The sequence below is a fragment of the Kribbella sandramycini genome (assembly GCF_013131805.1).
Taxonomy (GTDB): Bacteria; Actinomycetota; Actinomycetes; order Propionibacteriales; family Kribbellaceae; genus Kribbella; species Kribbella sandramycini.
The window spans coordinates 408,240-428,667 of record NZ_JABJRC010000007.1 but is presented as its reverse complement, the minus strand read 5'-3'; the positions used below and the strand labels follow the sequence as shown (position 1 = coordinate 428,667).

Here is a 20,428-nt window from a genome sequence, read left to right as displayed (position 1 = left end):
ACGGGTCAGCTCGGAACAGACACCTCGGCCAGCCGTTTCGCCAGGTACTTCCGGTCGCCGTCGGTAGTGGCCAGCTCGAGAGCTTCCCGGTACGCCGCGGCGGCCTCGCCCCGACGGCTCAACCGGCGGAGGAAGTCCGCGCGGACTGCAGGGAGCAGGTAATAGTCGGTGCTGAGCTGTTCGAGGAGCTGAAGACCGACAGCCGGGCCGTCAGCCATGCCGATCGCGACGACCCGGTTCAACGCCACCACTGGAGTCTGGGGGAGTCGCGCGTACAGGGCGGCGATCTGCGGCCAGTCCGTGTCTGTTGCAGTCCGTGCGGTCGCGTGACAGGCCGCAATGGCGGCTTGAACCTGGTATGGGCCGGGCCGCCCAAGCTGCAGCGTCCGATCGAGCAGTGCCTCGGCTTCGGTGATCAGTACGCCGTCCCAGCGCGTCCGGTCCTGTTCGTCGAGGGTGATGAGCGCGCCGTCGGCAGCCAGCCGCGTTTCGCGGCGGGCGTCGTGGAAGAGCATCAGCGCGAGCAACCCGGCGGCTTCTGGCTCGTCGGGCATCAGCTGCACGAGCAGGCGGGCCAGCCGAATGGCCTCCGTGCTCAGGTTGCTCCGGACCACATCGGAGTACCCCTCGTTGAAGAGCAGATACAACACCGCGAGTACGGCAGGTGTGCGTTCCGGTAACAGGTGTGCAGGCGGAACGCGGTACGGAATACCGGCGTGCCGGATCTTCTGCTTGGCTCGGGTCAGCCGTTTCGACATCGTCGTTTCGCCGACCAGGAACGCCTTCGCGATCTCCGCCGTACTTAGACCGGCCAGCGTCCGCAGCGTCAGTGCAACGCGGGCCTCCATCGCCAGCGCAGGATGACAGCAGGTGAAGATCAGCCGCAGCCGGTCGTCCTGGACGTCGTACGCCGGTGCCGGCTCCTGCGTCAGCACGGCAGCCTCCTGAAGCTTCGCGGCCCCGACCGCCTCGCGGCGTAGCCAGTCAATGGCCCGATTGCGCGCCACTGTGGTCAGCCACGCGCCAGGCTTGGCCGGTATGCCGTCACGCGGCCACCGCTCCAGAGCGGCCGCGCACGCCTCCTGGGCGCACTCCTCCGCCAGCTCCCAGTCACCGGTCACCCGGATCAGAGTGGCGACCACCTGACCCCACTCCGCCCGGAAGACCTCGGCGTACGTCACATGACCCCCGGCGGCAACTCCAGGATCGGCCGGATCTCGATCGTGCCGTACCCGGCCGCGGGGTGCTTGGCGGCGATCTCGATCGCCTCATCCAGATCCGCGCAGTCGATCAGCACGAAGCCGCCTACCTGCTCCTTCGTTTCCGCGTACGGGCCATCCGTCAGGAGGAGCTCGTTGTCGCGGACGCGGACGGTGGTCGCCTCGGTCGGCGGGTGCAGTCCGGCACCGCCCTCGATCACACCGCGGGCGATCATCTCCTCCGACCAGCCGTCGCAGCCGTCGTTGGCATGCGCTTCCGCGCTCTCGTCGCCGGCGATCAGCAACAGGTATTTCACAGTCGTCCTCCGAGGTTCTTTCTGGCCTTTACAGTTCACCGACGAACCACCTGATCGGAAACAGACACGACCTACACTGCCTTTATGCCTGACCGTACCCAGACCATCGCCTATCCGTCGCCCGGATCGCGGCCGTCGCGGCGGGATCCGGAGCCGCTGGCGCCGCATGTGATCGTGCTGTTCGGCGCGACGGGCGACCTGGCCAAACGGAAGCTGCTGCCCGGGCTGGCGTACCTGCAGCAGTCGAAGTTCGCGCCGGACGTGCGCATCATCGGGTCCGCCACGGAGGATCTGACCGCCGACGAGTTCCGCGAGCGCGCCAAGCAGGCCGTCGAGACCTACGGCACGCACCGGATGAGCGACGAGGAGTGGGCCCAGTTCGCGAGCCGGCTCGACTACGTGTCGGTGTCGGCTGGTGCGGAGGCGCTGGCCGAGACGGTGCATCGCGCCGAGGAGCTGCTCGGCGCGGGCGTCTGCCGGTTGCACTACCTGTCGGTGCCGCCGAAGGCCGCGCAGGCGGTGATCGCGATGCTGCGCGACGCCAAGCTGGTCGAGCGGGCGCGGGTGGTGATGGAGAAACCGTTCGGCGACGACCTGGCCAGCGCGATCAAGCTGAACGACTTCGTGCACGAGACGTTCGACGAGGCGCAGGTCTTCCGGATCGACCACTTCCTCGGCAAGGAGGCGGCGCTGAACATCCTCGCGTTCCGCTTCGCCAACGGCCTGTTCGAGCCGATCTGGAACCGCAACTTCATCGACCACGTGCAGATCGACATCCCCGAGGAGCTCGGCCTGGACCAGCGGGCCACCTTCTACGAGCCGACCGGCGCCTTCAAGGATATGGTCGTCACGCACCTGATGCAGGTGATGTCGTTCGTCGCGATGGAGCCGCCGACCGCGCTCGAGCCGCGGGCCATCTCCGAGGAGAAGAACAAGGTCTTCCGCTCGATGCTGCCGATCCAGCCGACCGACGTCGTCCGCGGTCAGTACGCCGGCTACCGCGCCGAGGACGGCGTCGCGCCGGACTCCGACACCGAGACCTTCATCGCGCTCAAGGTCGAGATCGACAACTGGCGCTGGGCGGGGGTGCCGTTCTTCCTGCGCACCGGCAAGCGGATGGCGCAGGGCCAGCGGATCATCTCGATCGCCTTCAAGGAGGCGCCGCGGACGATGTTCGGCGTCGGCTCGGGCGTCGGCTCCGAAGGGCCGGACCACCTGACCTTCGACCTGGCCGACTCGTCGCGGGTGTCGCTGTCCTTCTACGGCAAGCGCCCCGGCCCGGGGATGCGGCTGGAGAAGCTCTCGATGCAGTTCTCCACCCAGGAGACCAAGAGCGCCGGCGACGTGCTGGAGGCCTACGAGCGGCTGATCCTGGATGCGATGCGCGGCGATCACACACTGTTCACGACCGCCGAAGGTATCGAGTCGCTCTGGGATCGCTCTGCCCTCCTCCTGGAGGACCCGCCGCCCGTCAAGCCCTACCAGCCCGGCACCTGGGGCCCGAACGCGATCCACCAGCTGATCGCGCCGCGGGCCTGGCGCCTGCCGTTCGAACGCGAGTGGCGCGAGAAGAAGTCCTAGACGTGTACTGCGGCCACCGCGTCCCGCACTGGGCCGCGGTGGACACCGCCGTGCCCGGGGAGGATGACGTCCGCCTCCAGCTCCGCTAGCGGCTGGACGGCGGCGACGAGGTCAGCCGGGTCGCCGTGCTGGAACAGGTACGGGATCAGCTGTGGGCCCTGTGTGGACACGATTTTGTGCCCGGTGACCAGTGCGTCGCCGGTGATCACGACACCGGCCGCCGGGACGTAGTACGCCGTGTGCCCAGCGGTGTGGCCGTGTGTCGGGACCGGCACCGGTTTGCCGGGCAGATCCAGCGCACCGGCGTCCGGGAAGGCCTGGACGTGCGGAGCTGCGACATCCTGCATCGCGCCGTTGCGGACGATGTTGACGGCCCAGGGCAGGACGCCGGGCCGCCACAGGTTGGCGACCAACTTTATCGGTGCGAGCTGGTCCAGGAACTCCCGATGCGCATGCGCCACTTCCGCCGGGTCGGCGTACGCAGGCGTCCCGTAGCGCTCGTGGAACGGGTTCACCGAGCCCATGTGGTCGACGTGCGCATGTGTCAGCAGAATGGCGCGCACGTCCTCGGGACGGCGGCCGATCGCGCGGATCGACTCCTCGACCGCGGTGACGTCACCCGGGTAGCCGCCGTCGATCAGCGTGAGGTCCGCACCCTCGCGGATGAGGACCCAGTTGACTGCCGCGCCCTGGACGAAGAAGACCCCGTCCGCCACCTCGACCAGCTCGCTGTAGTTCACGGCTACATCCTACGAACGGCGCCGCAAACTGAGTTGGGCGACGTCCAGATAGCCAGATGCGAAGCCGGCCTCGCAGTACGCCAGATAGAACTCCCACGTGCGTTGGAACGTCTCGTCGAAGCCCTCGGCTCGGACTGCGGCGCTGTTGGCCTGGAACCGGTGTCGCCAGCGGCGCAGCGTTTCGGCGTAGTCCGGGCCGAAACGGAAGTCCTCCTCCACTGTGAGCGAGGTGTGCGCAGCTACGGTCTGGTCGATCGCTGTGCGGGAGGGGATCAAGCCTCCGGGGAAGATGTACTTCTGGATCCAGCCGTAGGAGTTGCGGGTTGCCAGCAGCCGGTCGTGGTCCATCAGGATCGCTTGGATCGCGATGGTCCCTCCGGGTGCCAGAAGCCCTTCCAGGGCTCGGAAATAGGTAGGCCAGTACTCCTCGCCGACGGCCTCGATCATCTCGACGCTGACGATCGCGTCGTACGTGCCGGTGACAGATCGGTAGTCCTCCAGGCGCAGGTCGATTCGGTCGGTCAGCCCGGCCTCTGCGGCCCTCTTGCGGGCCAGATTGACCTGCTCGATTGCGAGCCCGATACCGGTGACCAGCGCGCCTCGGCGGGCCGCGGCAATCGCCAGCGTGCCCCAGCCGGCGCCAACCTCCAGTACGCGACTTCCGGGGCCGACACCGGCCAGATCGAGGATGCGTTCGACCTTGCGGTGCTGTGCGGTCTCCAGCTCCTCATCGACCTGCTCGAAGAGTGCTGAGCTGTAGGACATGCTCGGGTCCAGGAAGGCGGCGAACAGCTCGTTGCTGAGGTCGTAGTGCGCGCTGATGTTGTCGCGAGAGCCAGCTGGGGTGTTCCGCGTCCGTCGGGGGAGACGTCGGTCCACTACCCGCCGGAAGCGCGTCAGTTGCGGTGGGATCAGCTCAGTGAGCCGCGCGGCGAACGGTGTCATCAACTCGCCGAGATCGGTGCCGTCGGCCACAGTCCAGTCGCCGGCCATGTAGCTCTCGCCAAGGCCGATCTTCGGGCTGCGAGCCAGTCGCTCGAACATCGCCTGCGGACGGACGATCTGAAGCGCCGGCGAGTCCGCCGCTCCGGCACCGCGAACAGTGCCGTCCGGATAAATCGCCCGGACCGGTACCTGATCAAGCATCCGGTCGACGATCAGCCGCGCGAGCCGGGCCCTCATCGGACCGCCTCTCGCGGCACGACGGGTAGACCGCGCGCCCACAGCCAGACGCCGTGGAGTCTGATCAGCGCTGACACCCGCTGCGGCATCAGTGGCATCCGCAGTACGGCGTTGCGCACTGCTCGGGTCGTTGCGGGCGTCGGGGCACCGTCGAAGCTCGCTCCGAAGACAGTACGGCCGGCACGCGACAGGCTCACCTGAACTCGGACCCGATCAGGGTCCAGCTCGAACTGGAGCCGGTAGCGACCGGACACGTCGTTGAACGGCGACACGTAGAACTCCTTCGCGGTTTCGGCAGCGCCGTCGCTGTCCGGGGTCAACAGATAGGTGTGGCGACCGCTGTACGTGTTGTGGACCTCTGCGACGACATAGGGACTGTCGACGCACCAGAACACCGTGAGTGGATCGAAGACGTGACCTAATACCCGAGCGTTGGCGAGCATCAGGACCCGGCCGTCGAACTCGATGCCCTGACTGCGCAGGTAGCGCAGGAGGTCGGCCTTGATGGTTGGACCGGTACCGCTGAGGTGGTCGCGGGCGTCGAACCGGCTGAACGGGCGCAGGTACCACGGCAGCCGGGGCAGGTCGTCCAGGTCGACCAGCCATTGGTAGACGCGGTACTTGAACCGGTGCCGAATCGGAACGGACCGGCCGTGGCCGACATGTCCAGTGACGATGGCCGGCAGTTCGGGCAGGCTCACCAGGCGACTCCCAGGGCAGCCGCCGCAGCGACGCCGGCCCGGCACCCGTCCTCGTGGAAACCCCAGCCGTGGTAGGCGCCGGCGAATGCCGTCCTGCCGCGGTTGAGCGTCGGCAAGCGGCGCTGTGCGGCGACGGCCTCCGGCGTGTAGACCGGGTGCGCGTAGTTCATCCGTGCGAGTACTTTCGCTGGGTCGACGGTCTCTGCGCCGTTCAGCGTGACCAGATAGGTCTCGTCGGTGTCGAGCCCCTGCAGCCGGTTCATCCAGTACGTGGTCAGCGGCGCGCCGGGCCGGATGACGTAGTTCCAGGACGCACGGGCGCCCTTCGTGGCTGGGAGCAACGAGTCGTCGGTGTGCAGCACCGTTGCGTTCTGGCTGTACTCGAAAGCGCCCAGGACGGTCTTCTCGGTCGGCGTGGCGTCGGTGAGCAGGTCGAGGGCCTGATCGGCATGTGCGGCGAGCACGACCCGGTCGAACTCGACGATGTCGCCGTTCGCGACCGCCAGGCTCACACCGTCGGGATGCCGCTGTACGGACCGAACCGGCGTGCCGCTGCGGACCGGGCCGAGTTTTGCGGCGACAGCGTCGACGTACTGGCGGGAGCCGCCGGTGACGGTCATCCACTGCGGCGAGCCGCCGATGGAGAGCATGCCGTGGTGGTCGAGGAAGCGGAACAGATAGCGGGCGGGGTACTCCAGTGCGGAGCGGCCGCCGCACGACCACACACACGACACGACCGGCACGGCGTACAGCCGCACGAAGCGCTGGCTGAAGCCTTCGGCGGTCAGAAAGTCGCCGAGGGTGGTGAGGTCGTCGTCGCCGGTACGGGCGATGTAGTCGGCGGCCCGCTGGTGGAACCGGCGTACCTCGGTCAGCAGGCTCAGAAACCGGGCGTCGACCAGGCGGCGGCGCTGCGCGAACAGACCGGCCGCTCCACGCCCACCGGCGAATTCGAGGCCGCTGGCCGGGTCGCTGATGCTCATACTCATTTCGGTCGGCCGCGCCTGGACGCCGAGTTCGGCGAAGAGCCGGCGCAACAGCGGATAGGTGCGGTCGTTGTGCACGATGAAGCCGGTGTCGATCGCCAGCGGGCGCCCGGCGGGGTCGGTGATGTCGTGGGTGTGCGCGTGGCCGCCCAGGCGGGGCTCGGCCTCGAACAGGGTGACGTCGTACCGCTGGGTGAGCAGGTACGCGGCGGTCAGGCCCGACACGCCGGCGCCGATCACGGCTACGGACTCGGTCATGGGTGGGGCCTCCAGGCTGTTTAGGGTCTGTCTAGAGATTAGGCGGATTGGGCAAGCTTCGTCAAAGGTCTGTCTAATGTCTGTATAGTGACGCTGTGGAGACTTCGGTACCCAACGGGCTGCGGATCGGTGCGCTGAGCAAACGCGCCGGAGTCAGCGAGCACGTACTGCGGGCTTGGGAGACGCGGTACGGACTGCTGTCGCCCGCACGCTCGGCAGGGGGCTACCGGCTGTACTCGGAGGAGGATGTCCGGCGCGTGCAGCGGATGCGCGCGTTCCTCGCCGACGGAATCTCGGCAGCGGAGGCTGCTCGTGCTGTACTGGCGGAGTCGACGCCGCCCCCGGCATTCATCCCGGTCGTGGGCCCGTCGACTCAGCCAGTCGGTGTGACCGCCCTCGGCGAGGCATTGGAGCAGTTGGACGAGCCGGCCGCGCACATCGTGCTCGACCAACTGTTCAGCACGCTGACCATTGAGGCTGTCATCCGCGACGTGCTGCTGCCGTACCTGCACGGGCTGGGGGAGCGGTGGGCGCGGGGTGAGGTGACCATCGGCCAGGAGCACTTCGCCAGCCAGGTCATCCGTACCCGGCTCGCAGCGATGTCTCCAGGGCTCAGCGGCGGCCACAATCGCGCGCTGCTCGCCTGTCCGCCCGGAGAGCTGCACGACATCGCACTGCTGTCGTTCGGTCTGGTGCTACGGCGAGCCGGCTGGCGCGTGGTCTTCCTTGGCGCCGACTCGCCGATGTCCGAGGTTGCAAGCACCGCAGCGATCCTGAAGCCGGATCTGGTGATGCTGGCGTCATCCGATCCGGCGGTGTTCGAGGCTGTCCGGTCAGAACTTGTTCAACTCGCGGAGGAACGGGCACTGGCAATCGCGGGGCGCGGCGCCTCTGTCGAGCTCGCTACCGCGGTCGGCGCCGAGTACGTCGACGTCGACCCGGTCACTGCTGCCCAACGCTGGAGTGAACGATGAGTCGCGTCCTGGTCACCGGAGCCACCGGATACATCGGTGGGCGGCTGGTGCCTGAGTTACTTGCCGCCGGGTACGACGTCCGCGTGCTGGCCAGACATCCCGACCGCCTCGCCGACCGGCCGTGGCGATCGCGGATCGAGGTCGTCGAAGGGGATGCGGTCGACTCCGCCGTCCTGGCCAAGGCGCTGGATGGTGTGGATGTCGCCTACTACCTGATCCACGCGCTGGGGACCGGTCGTCGGTTCGAGGAGCTGGATCGGCGGACGGCGCTGGCCTTCGGTGCGGCGGCTCGTGAGGCCGCTGTCGGTCGAATCGTCTACCTGGGCGGTTTGCACCCGGACAACCAGGAGCTGTCGCCACATCTCGGTTCACGTCGTGAGGTGGGCGAGATCCTCTTGGCCAGCGGCGTTCCGACCACTGTGCTGCAGGCTGCGGTGATTCTGGGCTCTGGCTCGGCGTCGTTCGAGATGCTGCGCTACCTGACCGAGCGGCTGCCTGTCATGGTCACACCGCGCTGGCTGGACACGAGGATCCAGCCGATCGCCGTCCGCGACGTACTGCGCTATCTGGTCGAGTCGGCGCGGATGCCGGCGGCTGTCAGCCGGCCGTTCGACATCGGCGGGCCGGACGTTCTGACGTACCGGGAGATGATGCAGCGCTACGCCGAGGTGGCTGGTCTGCAGCGCCGGCGGATCGTCGCGCTGCCGCTGTTGACGCCGCGGCTGTCGAGTCACTGGGTCGGTCTGGTCACGCCGGTGCCGAGCGGGATCGCGAAGCCGCTGGTCGACAGCTTGGTGCATGAGGTCGTCTGTAAGGACAGCGACATCGACCAGTACGTCGAGCCGGCTGAGATCGGCTTCGACCGCGCAGTGCAGCTGGCTCTGCAGAAGATCCAGGACCTCGACGTCAGTACGTCGTGGGCGTCCGCCTCTACTCCCGGAGCGCCGAGCGACCCGCTCCCCGGCGACCCGGACTGGTCCGGCGGCTCTCTGTACGTCGACGAACGCGAAAGCGTTGTGGCCACCACGCCGGAACGCCTGTGGCAGATCATCGAGGGCATCGGCGGCAGGCGCGGCTGGTACTCCTGGCGGCTCGGCTGGTGGACGCGCGGCGTTCTGGATCGTGTCGTCGGCGGGCCAGGCCTCCGACGCGGACGCCGGCACCCGGACACTCTCTCGGTAGGCGATCCGTTGGATTGGTGGCGCGTCGAAACGCTCGAGCGCGGCCACCTCCTGCGCCTGCGCGCCGAGATGCGGCTGCCGGGTGAGGCCTGGCTCGAACTGCACTGCGGCACCGACTCCGCGGGCCGCACGCTGTTCCGGCAGCGCGCCCTCTTCCATCCCCGCGGCCTGCCCGGAGAGCTCTACTGGGCCGCCATCCGTCCGTTCCACGACGTTGTCTTCGGCGGCATGCAGCGCAACATCGCGCACGCCGCCGAAGCCCCGAAGGAGCAGCCATGATCGTCATCGAGCGCGACGTCACCGTCGCAGCGCCCGCCGAGCGCGTCTTCGACTACCTCGCCGATTTCGAGACCACCGAGGAGTGGGATCCGGGCACGGTCCGGACGCGCCGCGTCTCCGGAGCCGGCGGCGTCGGGACGACGTACCAGAACATCTCGCAGTTCTCCGGACGGGAGACTCAGCTGACCTATGTCGTCGAAGAGTTCGACCGGCCGGGGCGGATCGTGTTGCGCGGCGAGAACAAGACAGTGGTCGCTCGCGACACCATGACGTTCGACGGCGGTGCCGGCAGCACGCGGGTGACCTATCGCGCCGAGTTCCAGCTGAAGGGGCTCGCACGGTTCGCGGAACCCTTTCTGCGCAAGGCTTTCGACCGCCTCGGCGAGGAGGCCGAGGAAGGGCTGCGCAACGCACTGGGGAAGCTGGCTGCATGATCGACACGTTGCTGGATCGCAGTATCGTCCTGGGCTACTCCCGGCTCGGCTACGGTCTCCGCAGTCGGAGCTGGTCGGCGGCAGACCCGCGACGGGATGCGCTTGCCGGTAAGACCGCTGTGGTCACCGGAGCGCGTTCAGGGCTGGGGAAAGCGACGGCGGCCGGGCTGGCCCGGTTGGGCGCGACTGTCCACGTCGTCGTCCGTTCTGCTGCCAAAGCGGCCGATGCGGTTGCTGACTTGCGGAGTGAGGTGCCGGGTGGTGAGTTTGTCGTCGACGAGTGTGACGTGTCTGATCTGGACGCCGTGCGGCGCTATGTCGACAAGGTGACCGACCGCATCGACGTACTGGTTCACAACGCCGGCGTGATGCCGCCGCAGCGGACGGAGAGCGCCCAAGGGCATGAGCTCACCTTGGCGACGCATGTGCTCGGTCCGTTGCTGTTGACTGAGCTGCTCCGTCCGCAGCTCGCCAATGGGCGCGTCATTCTGGTCGCGTCGGGTGGGATGTACACGCAGCGACTTCCGGCCGATCTGGAGTACCGGGAGACGCCGTACAAGGGCGCTGTTGCGTATGCACGGTCGAAGCGAGTGCAGGTCGCGCTGACGCCGCTGCTGGCTACGCACTTGCCGGAGTTGACCGTTGCCACCATGCATCCCGGGTGGTCGGCCACTCCAGGCCTGACGGACTCGCTGCCGTTGTTCACCAAGCTCACGCAGCCAGTACTGCGTACTCCGGAGCAAGGCATCGACACCACGCTGTGGTTGGCCGCTACGCATCCCGCTCCGCCCTCGGGTCACTTCTGGCACGACCGAGCCATTCGGCCGACGCACTATCTGAATCGGACTCGTGACACGGCAGCCGAGCGCCGTCGGACGTGGGAGTACTGCCGAGCCGCGCTAGCGCTGTAGTAGGGCGCGGACTCGCGCGGTCGCGACCACGAGTCCGGCAATGGCTGTCAGGCCGGTTGCGGCGAGAAAGGTCGGCCAGAGGTGGGAGAGCAGTAAGAACGTGACTCCGCGGCCGCCTGTGACCAGTTCGAGGATGCGAGGCAGGAAGGCGAGAAACGGTGTGGGTAGTAGGTAGGGCAGGGTTCGGAGCGCCGCTGTCCACCAGGTACGACGACGTCGCGCCCAGTTGCTGGCTCGGCGTACTGCAATTACTGCGCCGACGGCGAGCAGGGTTGCGCCGGTAAGGGCGAATGCATCAGCTAGGAAGGCCAGCGGTAGTGGTGCGTCTGGTGCGGGAGCGCCTTCGGTGAGAGCGATCAGGCCGGACATGATCGCCTCTGCGTCGGACTCCAGTGGCATGCGGCTGTTGGAGAGCAGCGCGATGCCGTAGCCGGTGTTGGGTAGCAGGACCATCGTGGCCGTTGAGGTGAAGGACGAGCCGTTGTGGGCGACCTGATCTGGTTCGGGGTTGTCCCAGCCGAGGGCGTAGTGGCCGTCTGGTGCGCTGGGGCGGTGTAGCTCGCGCAGCCCGGCGGGGGAGAGGACTGGGCTCGCCGATTTGCTGGTGTGCAGGGCGAGCCAGGCGGCGAGGTCTGTCGCCGTGGTGACGATCCCTGCGGAGCCGGCGACGAAGCGGTGTGGCTCGGAGCGCGGCTGGGTGAAGCCGAGGAAGCGGTTGTGGCCGTCCACCAAACCGGGAACTGCAGCGCCCCAGTCGTTCACGGTCTGCGTCGACGACATCCCGAGCGGGTGGAAGACCTGCTGCTGGAGGTAGTCCGCGAAGGGGCGGCCGCTCACCACCTCGACAACTCGCGCAGCGACCCAGTAGTTGGGGTTGTGATACGCATGCTGCTCGCCGGGCGCACTGGTGAGTTTGACCGGGCGCAGAGCAGCTACGGCCTGTTGCAGCGACTCCGGTTGGCGGACGGCGGCTTCGGGGTAGCTCTTGTCGGACATGCCGGAGCTGTGGTCGAGTAGCTGCCGGATGGTGATCCGGCCGGCTCTGGCGTCTGACATCGCGAACTCGGGCAGACGTCGTACGACGGGGTCGTCGAGACGTAGCCGGCCGGCTTCGGCCAACTGCTGTACGGCTAGTGCGGTGAATGACTTGGACAGCGACGCGATGCGCATCGGCGTCCGGCTGCTGACCGGTTCGCCGTTCGCTTGGCGGCCGTAGCCGCCGGTGTGGACGACGCGGCCGTCCTTGACCACTGCGACCGCGACGCCGGGGAGGCGGGTCGGGCCGAGGTTGCGCTCGACGACTGCGGCGATCGAGGCGGGTTCGGGTTGGGCTGCGGGCAGGCCGGTCCACAGAGTGGCGACGGCCGTGCAGGCAGCCAGAAGCCTGGTGTGCACGGGTGAAAGTCCTTCAGGCGTTGAGGAAGCGGATGATCGCCAGAGCGCGTCGGTTGAAGCCGTCGGCGTCGTTGAGCCGGAGTTTGTCGAAGATCGCGTTGGCATGTTTCTCGACGGCGCTGCGCGAGATGTAGAGCCGGGCGGCGATGGAGTCGTTGGTGTGACCCTGGGCCATCAGTTCGAGCACGTCGTACTCGCGGCTGGTGAGACGGGCGAGCGCTTCGGTGTCGCGGGCCCGGTTGAGCAGCCGCCGGACCACCTCGGGGTCGAACGCCGTACCGCCGGCCGCTACCCGGTGCAGGGCCTCCAGGAAGTCTTCGACCTCGACCACGCGGTCCTTCAGTAAGTAGCCGACGCCGCGGGCCTCTCCGTCGAGCAGTTGGCCGGTGTAGCGCTTGTCGACGTACTGCGAGAGGACGAGGACGCCGATGCCGGGGTGTGCCTGCCGGATGGTGAGGGCGGCTTGCAGACCTTCGCTGGTGAACGTCGGGGGCATGCGGACGTCGGCGATCACTACGTCCGGGAGGTGCTCCGCACAGGCGGCTATGAGCGCATCGCCGTCGCCGACCGCTGCTGCGACGTCGTGGCCGGCTTCGCGCAGCAGACTGATGAGGCCGGCGCGCAGGAGCGTGCTGTCTTCGGCGAGCACTATCCGCATGGAAGCTCCACTCGCAGGGTCGTCGGGCCACCGGCCGGGCTGGTGAGCACGAACTGGCCGTCGTACGCCGCTACCCTGCGGGCCAGGCCGGACAGGCCGCCGCTGCGCACTCGGGCGCCGCCGGTGCCGTTGTCGGTCACCTCAACCAGTAGGACGTCGTCTGTGCGTCGGACGGTGATGTCGACGCGTGTGGCTTGGCTGTGTTTGAGGGCGTTGGTGAGAGCCTCGCGGACGACGAAGTACGCGACGGTCTCCGACGCGGGGTGGGGTCGGGTTGGTACGTCGTACGTGAGGGTGGTGGGGACGGCGGAGCGTTCGACCAGCTCCTCCAGAGCGACGGACAGGCCGCCGTCGTCGAGGGCTACTGGGTGGATCCGCCAGGAGACCTCCCGCAGCTCGGCGAGGGCACGCTGGGTTTCCTCCTGGGCCTGGCGGACGAGAGCTCTTGCCGCTTCGTCGTCCAGCCGCTGGGCACGGCCGAGCAGCATGCCCAGGCCGACCAGCCGCTGCTGTACGCCGTCATGCAGGTCGCGCTCGATGCGTCGGCGCTCGCTGGTCACCGCCTCCAGCACCTCCGACCGGCTACGGGTCAACTGCTCCACCCGCAGCCGCCAGGCCTCCCGCTCACCAGGAGCCAGCCGCCACAACGCAACCCACCGCTGCACCCCGACCAGCCCGACAACCCCCACCGCGGCCAGAAACACCACCAACACCCCGAACCCGGCCCAAGTAATCGGATCCCACCAGCTCCGCTCGGCCTCCCCACCTCCCAGCGCCCGCACACTCAGCACCACCCAAACTCCCACCAGCACCACCACCCCACCCCCCAACCCACCCACAACCCCACGCCCCACCCCAACCCCCCACCGCCGCCGCCAGCCGCCCATCCCCAAACCGTAATCACCCCACCCCGCCACCACCCTGCGGCTTCCCACAAACCTCCCTCCCTCAGCCGAAGGCGGCCGACCCCCTCGCCTGGCCCCAGCAACCACCGGCCGCTGGAAGTTGGCCGAGGTGCCGAGCCGCCGGGGTTGGGGTGCTGTGGGTCAGTTGGCTGAGGGCGGCCGGTGCCTTTGCTTGGGTCAGGTAGCCGTCGGCCGCTGGAGGGGGCGCGGCTGCCGAGCCCGGTGGTGTCGGTGACGGGGGCTGTGGGTTGGGCGGGAGCTGCTGGGGGCGTGAGGCCCGGGAGGGCCGGGGGCGACCACGGAGGGGGTCCGGGGGGCGGAGCCCCTCCGGGCGGGGTGTGGGGGCTGCGCCCCCACAAAGCACGAAGGGCGATCCGAGTCAGCGCAGTTTGCTGACATGGATCGCCCAGATCGGGCGGGGTGTGGGGGCTGCGCCCCCACAAAGCACGAAGGGCGATCCTAGTCAGCGCAGTTTGCTGACATGGATCGCCCAGATCGTCCGCGCGCCCCCGGCAGGATTCGAACCTGCGCACCCGCCTCCGGAGGGCGGTGCTCTATCCCCTGAGCTACGGGGGCTCAGGAACGAGGTGAACAGTAGCAGCATGTTCGTGCCAAGTTCGAATTGGGGGCTGTTCGGCGGGGTAGAACTCTGGGCATGCGCAGACTGGGGATTGTTCTCATGGTGGTGGTGGGTGCCGTGTTGTGGCCGGCACAGGCTCATGCTGTGGACGGGTGGCGGTTGGTGGGGTCGGACAATGCGCGGCCGCTGGACGAGGGGCAGGGGCTCGCTACGGTGACTCGGGGCGGGGTGACGCAGTACCGGTACACGGGGTCGGGGACGGTGCCGGCGGATCTGTTGTTCCGCGGGTGGAACCATGTGGGGGATCCGGGGGCGGCGGAGGGGTGGTACGTCGAGCCGTACCAGCGGGACGATCGGGGCGGGAAGCTGTTCCGGGTGCAGTCGCCGACGGGGGCGTGGGCCAGCTACACGCACGCGCTGGAGTCGTGGGAGGCGACCAACAACAGCTGGTCGGCGGTGTCGCCGGACACGCAGTGGATGGTGAACGGCGAGTGGGGGACGATGGACCGGCTGCTGGTGTTCCCGATGCCGGGGGTACGGGCGACGAACCCGGCGCAGAACCTGCCGCTGGCGTCGCGGGTGAACCTGGATCGGCCGGTGCGCGACGTCCAGGGCTGTGACTTCGTGACGGCGACGCGGCTGCTGTGCGCGTCGGACGACCCGGCCGGCACGCTGTTCGGTACGACGAAGCCGCTGCTGCAGGTCGACCTGTCGGCGCCGGTCGGTGCGAGCGACGTGACCGGGCGAGTCACCTCGCTGGGCCAGCTCCCGCTCAAAAGCGGCTGCACCGGCAGCTTCGAGGTCGAGGGCATCGACTACTACGAGCCGGACGGGACGCTACGCGTCATCGTGCTCTCGCCGAGCGTCTGCATCACGATCGACAGCAAGACCTACCGCTTCCAGCGATAAGAGCTAAGGGCTAAGGGCTCTCCCTGAGGAGACCCTGGAAGACCGGTGCGGCGGGATCCCAGCGGGTACCAGTGTCGTCATAGTGGACGTAAGCCCCCCACGAAAGGATGTCGGTACTCATGGCTAGCGCTCTGGTTCGCCCGTCGCACGGTCGCTGGTTCGGCGGTGTCTGCGCCGGACTGGCCCGTCGGTTCGGTATGAAGCCCAACACGATGCGCCTGATCTTCGTGGTCAGCTGCATCCTGCCGGGTCCGCAGGTGCTCATCTACCTCGCACTCTGGATCATGGTGCCGGCCGAGAAGTACTAATCTGACCCTTCGTGAGAGCAGAAGTGGGTGCGCTGGCCGCGGTACTTCTGCTCGCCAGTTGCGGAGTCGGCCCCGCCAAACCGGCGGCGGCCGACCTCCGCACCACCGCCCCGCCCTGGGACGCTCCCCGGGACGCCGTCTCCTACATCGAGAAGGCCGGGTTCGAACGACTCCCGCTCGACTTCTCCGGGCCGTCGCCGTACACGCTGCGGGTCAAGGTGATCGTGGACGGCAATCCGGTCCAGGTCCCGGCCGGGATCGGCGTCGACCGGATCCGGGCCGAGCAGGCCGCCGTCCACACCCACACCACCGATGGACTCGTGTACGTGGAGGCCAAGACCACCTCCGAGCAGCCGACGCTGGCCCAGTTCTTCACGCTCTGGGGGCTCAAGTACGACGAAAAATGCCTCGCCGGAGCGTGTAAGAACCTCAAGATCACCGTCGACGGGCAGCCGGCGCCGTGGGATGTCCGGTTCACCGGTGGCGCCAGGATCACGGTGAGTGTCGACAGGTGACCCGTTCCGGGCTGTGGATGGCGAGTCCAAGGATCGGGCCGGTCGCCATTAGGCTGGGGCGGTGACCCCGGAACAGCTCGCTGAGAAGATCCTGCAGGCCCTGACCGCACTCGCCGCCGACGGCGCCATCACTGTCGAGGGCGGGCTGCCGCGCGAGCTGAAGGTCGAGCGGCCCAAGAACCCCGAGCACGGGGACTACGCGACCAACGTCGCCATGCAGCTCGGCAAGCGCGCCGGGATGAACCCGCGCCAGTTCGCCGAGCTGCTGGCCGCCAAGCTGACCGACGACGAGGCGATCACCGAGGTGTCGATTGCCGGCCCCGGCTTCCTCAACGTCCGGGTCGCGGCCGATGCCCAGGGCAAGATCGCCCAGGTGATCCTGGACGCCGGCCCGGCGTACGGGACGACGGACACCCTGCAGGGCGTCGCGGTGAACCTGGAGTTCATCTCGGCCAACCCGACCGGCCCGCTGCACCTCGGCCACACCCGGTGGGCCGCCGTCGGCGACGCGCTGGCCCGGGTGCTGATCGCCGCCGGCGCCAAGGTGACCCGCGAGTTCTACATCAACGACCGCGGTAACCAGATGGACAAGTTCGGCGCCAGCCTGCAGGCCGCGGCCACCGGGCAGCCCATCCCCGAGGACGGCTACCACGGCGAGTACATCGGCGAGCTGGCCCAGCGGATCGTCGCCGAGGTGCCCGGTATCACCGAGCTGCCCGCCGACGAGCAGGCCGTCGCGTTCCGCGAGGCGGGGTACGAGCGCCAGCTCAAGGAGCAGCAGAGCCAGCTGGAGCACTTCCGGACGAAGTTCGACGTCTGGTACTCCGAGCGCAGCCTGCACGAGCAGGACGGCGTCGGCCACGCGATCGAGAAGCTCCGCGCCCAGGGCCACCTCTACGAGGCCGACGACGCGCTCTGGATGCGGACGACGGATTTCACCGACGACAAGGACCGGGTCATGATCCGGTCCAACGGCGAGCCGACGTACTTCGCCTCCGACGCCGCCTACTACGTGAACAAGCGCGAGCGCGGTTTCGAGGTCTGCATCTACCTGCTCGGCGCCGACCACCACGGCTACGTGAACCGGCTGAAGGCGATCGCGGCCTGCGCGGGCGACGACCCCGGGCACAACATCGAGATCCTGATCGGCCAGCTGGTGAAGATCCTCAAGGGCGGCGCGGAGATGCGGCTGTCCAAGCGGGCCGGCACCATCGTCACGCTGGCCGAGCTGGTCGAGGAGGGCGGCGTCGACCCGCTCCGGTACACACTGTGCCGCTATCCGGTCGACTCGCCGCTGACGCTGGACATCGAGGAGATGACCAAGCAGGTCTCGGAGAACCCGGTCTACTACGTGCAGTACGCGCACGCCCGGCTGGCCTCGATCCTGCGCAACGCCGACGAGCTCGGCATCAAGCTGGACGAGTTCGCGCCCGGCCTGCTCAGCCACGAGCGCGAGGGCGATCTGCTCCGCGCGCTGGCCGAGTTCCCGCGGATCGTCGCGACGGCGGCCGAGCTGCGCGAGCCGCACCGGATCGCCCGCTACCTCGAGGACACCGCCTCGGCGTTCCACAAGTTCTACGACAGCTGCCGGGTGCTGCCCCGCGGCGACGAGGAGGTGGAGCCGGTGCACAAGGCTCGCCTGACCCTGGTGTCCGCGACGCGGACCGTGCTGGCCAACGGCCTCGACCTGCTCGGCGTCTCCGCCCCGGAGCGGATGTGAGGGCCCACGAGGCGGGCGCGCTGCACGCCCAGGCCGGCCACCGCGGCCCGTCCTGGCTGCACACCCCCGGTAACGTCAACGACCTGGTCCCGCAGCTCTGGTCCGGGACGGCGAAGAAGACCGCGGAGGGCTCGCTGGTGATCGGCGGCGTCGACGTCCGCGAGCTGGTCGCCGAGCACGGCAGCCCGGCCTTCGTCCTGGACGAGGAGGACTTCCGCGCCCGCGCCCGCGCCTTCAAGACCGCCTTCAAGGATTTCGACGTCTTCTACGCCGGTAAGGCGTTCCTGAGTACGACGGTCGTCCGCTGGGTGATGGAGGAGGGGCTGAACCTCGACGTCTGCAGTGGCGGCGAGCTGGCCGTCGCGCTCCGCGCGGGCGCCGACCCGAAGCGCCTCGGGCTGCACGGCAACAACAAGTCGGTGGCCGAGCTGACCCGCGCGCTGGACGCCGGCGTCGGCCGGATCGTCGCCGACTCGCTGTTCGAGATCGACCGGCTGATCGCGCTGGCCCGCGAGCGCGGCATCGTCGCGCCGGTGATGGTCCGGGTCACCGCGGGCGTCGAGGCGCACACCCACGAGTACATCGCGACCGCCCACGAGGACCAGAAGTTCGGCTTCTCGATCGCCTCCGGCGCGGCCTTCGAAGCCGTTGCCCGGGTCAACGAAGCGCCCGAGCTGGAGCTCCTCGGCCTGCACTCGCACATCGGCTCGCAGATCTTCGACTCGGCCGGTTTCGAGGTGGCCGCGAAACGCGTGATCTCCTTGCACGCAAGGGTTTCCGAGGAGCTTGGCGTCGATATGCCGGAGCTCGACCTGGGCGGCGGGTTCGGGATCGCCTACACCACCCAGGACGACCCGTCGGACCCGGCGCAGCTGGCCACCGAGCTGGGCAAGATCGTCGAGCACGAGTGCCGCGCGTTCGGCGTCGGCGTCCCGAAGGTCTCGATCGAGCCCGGCCGGGCGATCGTCGGCCCGGCGATGTGCACGGTCTACTCGGTCGGCACGGTCAAGGAGGTCGCGCTCGACAACGGCGCCGCCCGGACGTACGTCTCGGTCGACGGCGGGATGAGCGACAACATCCGCGCCGCGCTGTACGACGCCGACTACTCCTGCACGCTCGCGAACCGGTACTCCGACGCCACGCCGACCCTGGCCCGGGTCGTCGGCAAGCACTGCGAGTCCGGCGACATCGTCGTCAAGGACGAGTTCCTGCCCTCCGACGTCGGCCCCGGCGACCTGGTCGCCGTACCGGGGACGGGCGCGTACTGCCGCTCGATGGCGAGTAACTACAACCACGTACCGCGGCCACCGGTGATCGCGGTCAAGGACGGGCAGACGCGTGTCGTCCTGCGCCGTGAGACCGAGGACGACATGCTGCTGCTGGACATGGGGGTCGAGGGATGAGTGCGAAACCTCTGAAGGTCGGCCTGCTCGGTTGCGGAGTGGTCGGCACCGAAGTGGTGCGGATCCTGACCGAGCAGGCGGATCACCTGGAGGCCCGGGTCGGCGCCCGGCTGGAGATCGCCGGGATCGCCGTCCGCCGGGCCGGCCGGGAGCGTGACATCGCGGTCGACCCGGCGCTGGTCACGACCGACGCGCAGGCGCTGGTCTCCCGCGGCGACCTGGATCTGGTGATCGAGGTCATCGGCGGCCTGGAGCCCGCGCGCGGCCTGATCCTGACCGCGCTGGAGCACGGCGCCTCCGTCGTCACGGCGAACAAGGCGCTGCTCGCCGAGGACGGCCCGACGCTGTTCGCGGCCGCGGAGAAGTACCAGCGCGACCTGTACTTCGAGGCCGCCGTCGCCGGCGCGATCCCGATCCTGCGGCCGCTGCGCGAGTCGCTGGCCGGTGACGACGTGACCAAGGTGATGGGCATCGTCAACGGCACGACCAACTACATCCTCGACAAGATGGACTCCACCGGCGCCGGTTTCGACGAGGCGCTCGAGGAGGCGCAGGCCCTCGGGTACGCCGAGGCCGACCCGACCGCCGATATCGAGGGGTTCGACGCGGCCGCGAAGGCGGCGCTGCTGGCCAGCCTGGCCTTCCACACCCGGGTCTCGATCGCCGATGTGCACCGCGAGGGCATCACCGAGGTGACCGCGACCGATATCGCCTCGGCCCGGGAGATGGGCTGCGTGGTGAAGTCGCTGGCGATCTGCGAGCTCGACGAGGCGACCGACTCGGTCAGCGCCCGCGTCTACCCGGCGATGATCCCGGTGACGCATCCGCTGGCCAGCGTCCGGGACGCGTACAACGCCGTTTTCGTGGAAAGTAAGGCGGCCGGCCAGCTGATGTTCTATGGTCGTGGTGCCGGCGGCGCCCCGACGGCCAGCGCAGTCCTCGGGGATCTCGTGTCCGCCGCGCGGAACCGGCTCAAGGGTGTGCCGGGGGTCGGCGAGTCGTCGTACACCCAGCGGGCCGTGCGTCCGGTGGGCCAGGCGATGACCCGCTACCACGTGTCCCTGGACGTGGCCGACAAGGCCGGTGTGCTGGCGGCCGTGGCCCAGGCCTTCGCCGAGCACGACGTGTCGATCCAGACCGTCCGCCAGGAGGGCCGGGGCAGCGACGCCGAGTTGGTGGTCGTCACCCACACCGCGACCGACGCGGCCCTGTCCGGAACCGTGGAGGCCTTGCGGGACATGGACATCGTCCGTGAAGTCAGCAGTGTGATGCGGGTAGAAGGCGAGTAGGAA

20 protein-coding genes and 1 tRNA gene are annotated in these 20,428 nt (G+C 68.7%); 11 read left to right on the top strand and 10 right to left on the bottom strand.

The features are described from left to right. Window positions 1–5 precede the first annotated feature (5 nt). Both HPO96_RS27615 and HPO96_RS27610 read right to left on the bottom strand, forming a co-directional pair. Window positions 6–1,181, bottom strand: coding sequence for a sigma-70 family RNA polymerase sigma factor (locus tag HPO96_RS27615; protein ID WP_171677254.1), 1,176 nt, complete (start codon window positions 1,179–1,181; stop codon window positions 6–8). After that, window positions 1,178–1,516: a YciI family protein gene (locus HPO96_RS27610; protein ID WP_171677253.1), complete on the bottom strand. Its 339-nt coding sequence runs from the start codon at window positions 1,514–1,516 to the stop codon at window positions 1,178–1,180. The genes HPO96_RS27615 and HPO96_RS27610 overlap by 4 nt, the downstream gene beginning before the upstream one ends. Window positions 1,517–1,600: 84 nt before the next feature. On the opposite strand from HPO96_RS27610, the gene zwf reads away from it, so the two are divergent. Beyond that, window positions 1,601–3,097 carry a glucose-6-phosphate dehydrogenase gene (gene zwf, locus HPO96_RS27605; RefSeq protein ID WP_171677252.1) on the top strand — a complete coding sequence of 499 codons (1,497 nt, stop codon included), beginning with the start codon at window positions 1,601–1,603 and terminating at the stop codon, window positions 3,095–3,097. On the opposite strand, the gene HPO96_RS27600 is transcribed toward zwf, so the two are convergent. From HPO96_RS27600 to HPO96_RS27585, 4 genes are read right to left on the bottom strand one after another with little or no spacing between them, the layout of a single operon-like run. After that, on the bottom strand, window positions 3,094–3,837 hold the full coding sequence (locus tag HPO96_RS27600; protein WP_171677251.1) for an MBL fold metallo-hydrolase: 744 nt from the start codon (window positions 3,835–3,837) through the stop codon (window positions 3,094–3,096). The two genes, zwf and HPO96_RS27600, sit on opposite strands and share 4 nt — an antisense overlap. Window positions 3,838–3,846: 9 nt before the next feature. Beyond that, a complete protein-coding gene (locus HPO96_RS27595) occupies window positions 3,847–5,019 on the bottom strand; it encodes an SAM-dependent methyltransferase (RefSeq protein ID WP_171677250.1) in 1,173 nt (390 codons plus the stop codon). After that, window positions 5,016–5,720, bottom strand: coding sequence for a DUF1365 domain-containing protein (locus HPO96_RS27590; RefSeq protein WP_337796835.1), 705 nt, complete (start codon window positions 5,718–5,720; stop codon window positions 5,016–5,018). Before HPO96_RS27590 ends, HPO96_RS27595 begins: the two co-directional genes overlap by 4 nt. After that, entirely contained in the window at window positions 5,717–6,964 is a 1,248-nt protein-coding gene (locus HPO96_RS27585) for an NAD(P)/FAD-dependent oxidoreductase (RefSeq protein WP_171677249.1), read from the bottom strand. Before HPO96_RS27585 ends, HPO96_RS27590 begins: the two co-directional genes overlap by 4 nt. Before the next feature lie 95 nt (window positions 6,965–7,059). On the opposite strand from HPO96_RS27585, the gene HPO96_RS27580 reads away from it, so the two are divergent. Genes HPO96_RS27580 through HPO96_RS27565 form a run of 4 tightly spaced genes read left to right on the top strand, consistent with a single transcriptional unit; the run spans window position 7,060 to window position 10,743 of the window. Further along, window positions 7,060–7,938 (top strand): MerR family transcriptional regulator, encoded by an 879-nt coding sequence (locus HPO96_RS27580; RefSeq protein ID WP_171677248.1) that lies wholly within the window; start codon window positions 7,060–7,062, stop codon window positions 7,936–7,938. Beyond that, the gene (locus tag HPO96_RS27575; protein WP_171677247.1) at window positions 7,935–9,398 is read left to right on the top strand and encodes an SDR family oxidoreductase; all 1,464 of its coding nucleotides are present in this window, start codon (window positions 7,935–7,937) and stop codon (window positions 9,396–9,398) included. The genes HPO96_RS27580 and HPO96_RS27575 overlap by 4 nt, the downstream gene beginning before the upstream one ends. Further along, window positions 9,395–9,832: an SRPBCC family protein gene (locus HPO96_RS27570; RefSeq protein WP_171677246.1), complete on the top strand. Its 438-nt coding sequence runs from the start codon at window positions 9,395–9,397 to the stop codon at window positions 9,830–9,832. The genes HPO96_RS27575 and HPO96_RS27570 overlap by 4 nt, the downstream gene beginning before the upstream one ends. Next, window positions 9,829–10,743 (top strand): SDR family NAD(P)-dependent oxidoreductase, encoded by a 915-nt coding sequence (locus HPO96_RS27565; RefSeq protein WP_171677245.1) that lies wholly within the window; start codon window positions 9,829–9,831, stop codon window positions 10,741–10,743. The genes HPO96_RS27570 and HPO96_RS27565 overlap by 4 nt, the downstream gene beginning before the upstream one ends. Here HPO96_RS27565 and HPO96_RS27560 read toward each other — a convergent pair. From HPO96_RS27560 to HPO96_RS27545, 4 genes are all read right to left on the bottom strand, one after another. Further along, window positions 10,732–12,138, bottom strand: coding sequence for a serine hydrolase (locus HPO96_RS27560; RefSeq protein WP_171677244.1), 1,407 nt, complete (start codon window positions 12,136–12,138; stop codon window positions 10,732–10,734). The two genes, HPO96_RS27565 and HPO96_RS27560, sit on opposite strands and share 12 nt — an antisense overlap. A 13-nt stretch (window positions 12,139–12,151) precedes the next feature. Continuing rightward, window positions 12,152–12,796 (bottom strand): response regulator transcription factor, encoded by a 645-nt coding sequence (locus HPO96_RS27555; protein WP_171677243.1) that lies wholly within the window; start codon window positions 12,794–12,796, stop codon window positions 12,152–12,154. After that, window positions 12,787–13,602 carry a histidine kinase gene (locus HPO96_RS27550; protein WP_171677242.1) on the bottom strand — a complete coding sequence of 272 codons (816 nt, stop codon included), beginning with the start codon at window positions 13,600–13,602 and terminating at the stop codon, window positions 12,787–12,789. The genes HPO96_RS27555 and HPO96_RS27550 overlap by 10 nt, the downstream gene beginning before the upstream one ends. A gap of 603 nt (window positions 13,603–14,205) precedes the next feature. Further along, window positions 14,206–14,277: transfer RNA gene (locus HPO96_RS27545), tRNA-Arg, on the bottom strand. A gap of 148 nt (window positions 14,278–14,425) precedes the next feature. Between HPO96_RS27545 and HPO96_RS27540 the strand changes: the two genes are divergently transcribed. From HPO96_RS27540 to HPO96_RS27515, 6 genes are all read left to right on the top strand, one after another. Then, window positions 14,426–15,190: a hypothetical protein gene (locus HPO96_RS27540; RefSeq protein ID WP_238355545.1), complete on the top strand. Its 765-nt coding sequence runs from the start codon at window positions 14,426–14,428 to the stop codon at window positions 15,188–15,190. Between the two features lie 119 nt (window positions 15,191–15,309). Further along, complete coding sequence (locus HPO96_RS27535; protein ID WP_171677240.1) at window positions 15,310–15,498, top strand: PspC domain-containing protein; 189 nt, start codon at window positions 15,310–15,312, stop codon at window positions 15,496–15,498. Window positions 15,499–15,509: 11 nt separating this feature from the next. Continuing rightward, window positions 15,510–16,013: a hypothetical protein gene (locus tag HPO96_RS27530; RefSeq protein WP_171677239.1), complete on the top strand. Its 504-nt coding sequence runs from the start codon at window positions 15,510–15,512 to the stop codon at window positions 16,011–16,013. 61 nt (window positions 16,014–16,074) lie between these two features. Next, window positions 16,075–17,733: an arginine--tRNA ligase gene (gene argS / locus HPO96_RS27525; RefSeq protein ID WP_171677238.1), complete on the top strand. Its 1,659-nt coding sequence runs from the start codon at window positions 16,075–16,077 to the stop codon at window positions 17,731–17,733. Beyond that, window positions 17,730–19,136: a diaminopimelate decarboxylase gene (lysA, locus tag HPO96_RS27520; RefSeq protein WP_171677237.1), complete on the top strand. Its 1,407-nt coding sequence runs from the start codon at window positions 17,730–17,732 to the stop codon at window positions 19,134–19,136. The genes argS and lysA overlap by 4 nt, the downstream gene beginning before the upstream one ends. Then, the gene (locus HPO96_RS27515; protein WP_171677236.1) at window positions 19,133–20,425 is read left to right on the top strand and encodes a homoserine dehydrogenase; all 1,293 of its coding nucleotides are present in this window, start codon (window positions 19,133–19,135) and stop codon (window positions 20,423–20,425) included. Before lysA ends, HPO96_RS27515 begins: the two co-directional genes overlap by 4 nt. Window positions 20,426–20,428 lie beyond the last annotated feature (3 nt).

Excerpts from the sequence above, each read along its gene's own strand:
- HPO96_RS27515 (WP_171677236.1), top strand. The coding sequence starts at position 19,133 with ATGAGTGCGAAACCTCTGAAGGTCGGCCTGCTCGGTTGCGGAGTGGTC.
- HPO96_RS27575 (WP_171677247.1), top strand. The coding sequence starts at position 7,935 with ATGAGTCGCGTCCTGGTCACCGGAGCCACCGGATACATCGGTGGGCGG.
- HPO96_RS27585 (WP_171677249.1), bottom strand. The coding sequence starts at position 6,964 with ATGACCGAGTCCGTAGCCGTGATCGGCGCCGGCGTGTCGGGCCTGACC.
- HPO96_RS27555 (WP_171677243.1), bottom strand. The coding sequence starts at position 12,796 with ATGCGGATAGTGCTCGCCGAAGACAGCACGCTCCTGCGCGCCGGCCTC.
- HPO96_RS27535 (WP_171677240.1), top strand. The coding sequence starts at position 15,310 with ATGGCTAGCGCTCTGGTTCGCCCGTCGCACGGTCGCTGGTTCGGCGGT.
- HPO96_RS27595 (WP_171677250.1), bottom strand. The coding sequence starts at position 5,019 with ATGAGGGCCCGGCTCGCGCGGCTGATCGTCGACCGGATGCTTGATCAG.
- zwf (WP_171677252.1), top strand. The coding sequence starts at position 1,601 with ATGCCTGACCGTACCCAGACCATCGCCTATCCGTCGCCCGGATCGCGG.
- HPO96_RS27570 (WP_171677246.1), top strand. The coding sequence starts at position 9,395 with ATGATCGTCATCGAGCGCGACGTCACCGTCGCAGCGCCCGCCGAGCGC.
- HPO96_RS27565 (WP_171677245.1), top strand. The coding sequence starts at position 9,829 with ATGATCGACACGTTGCTGGATCGCAGTATCGTCCTGGGCTACTCCCGG.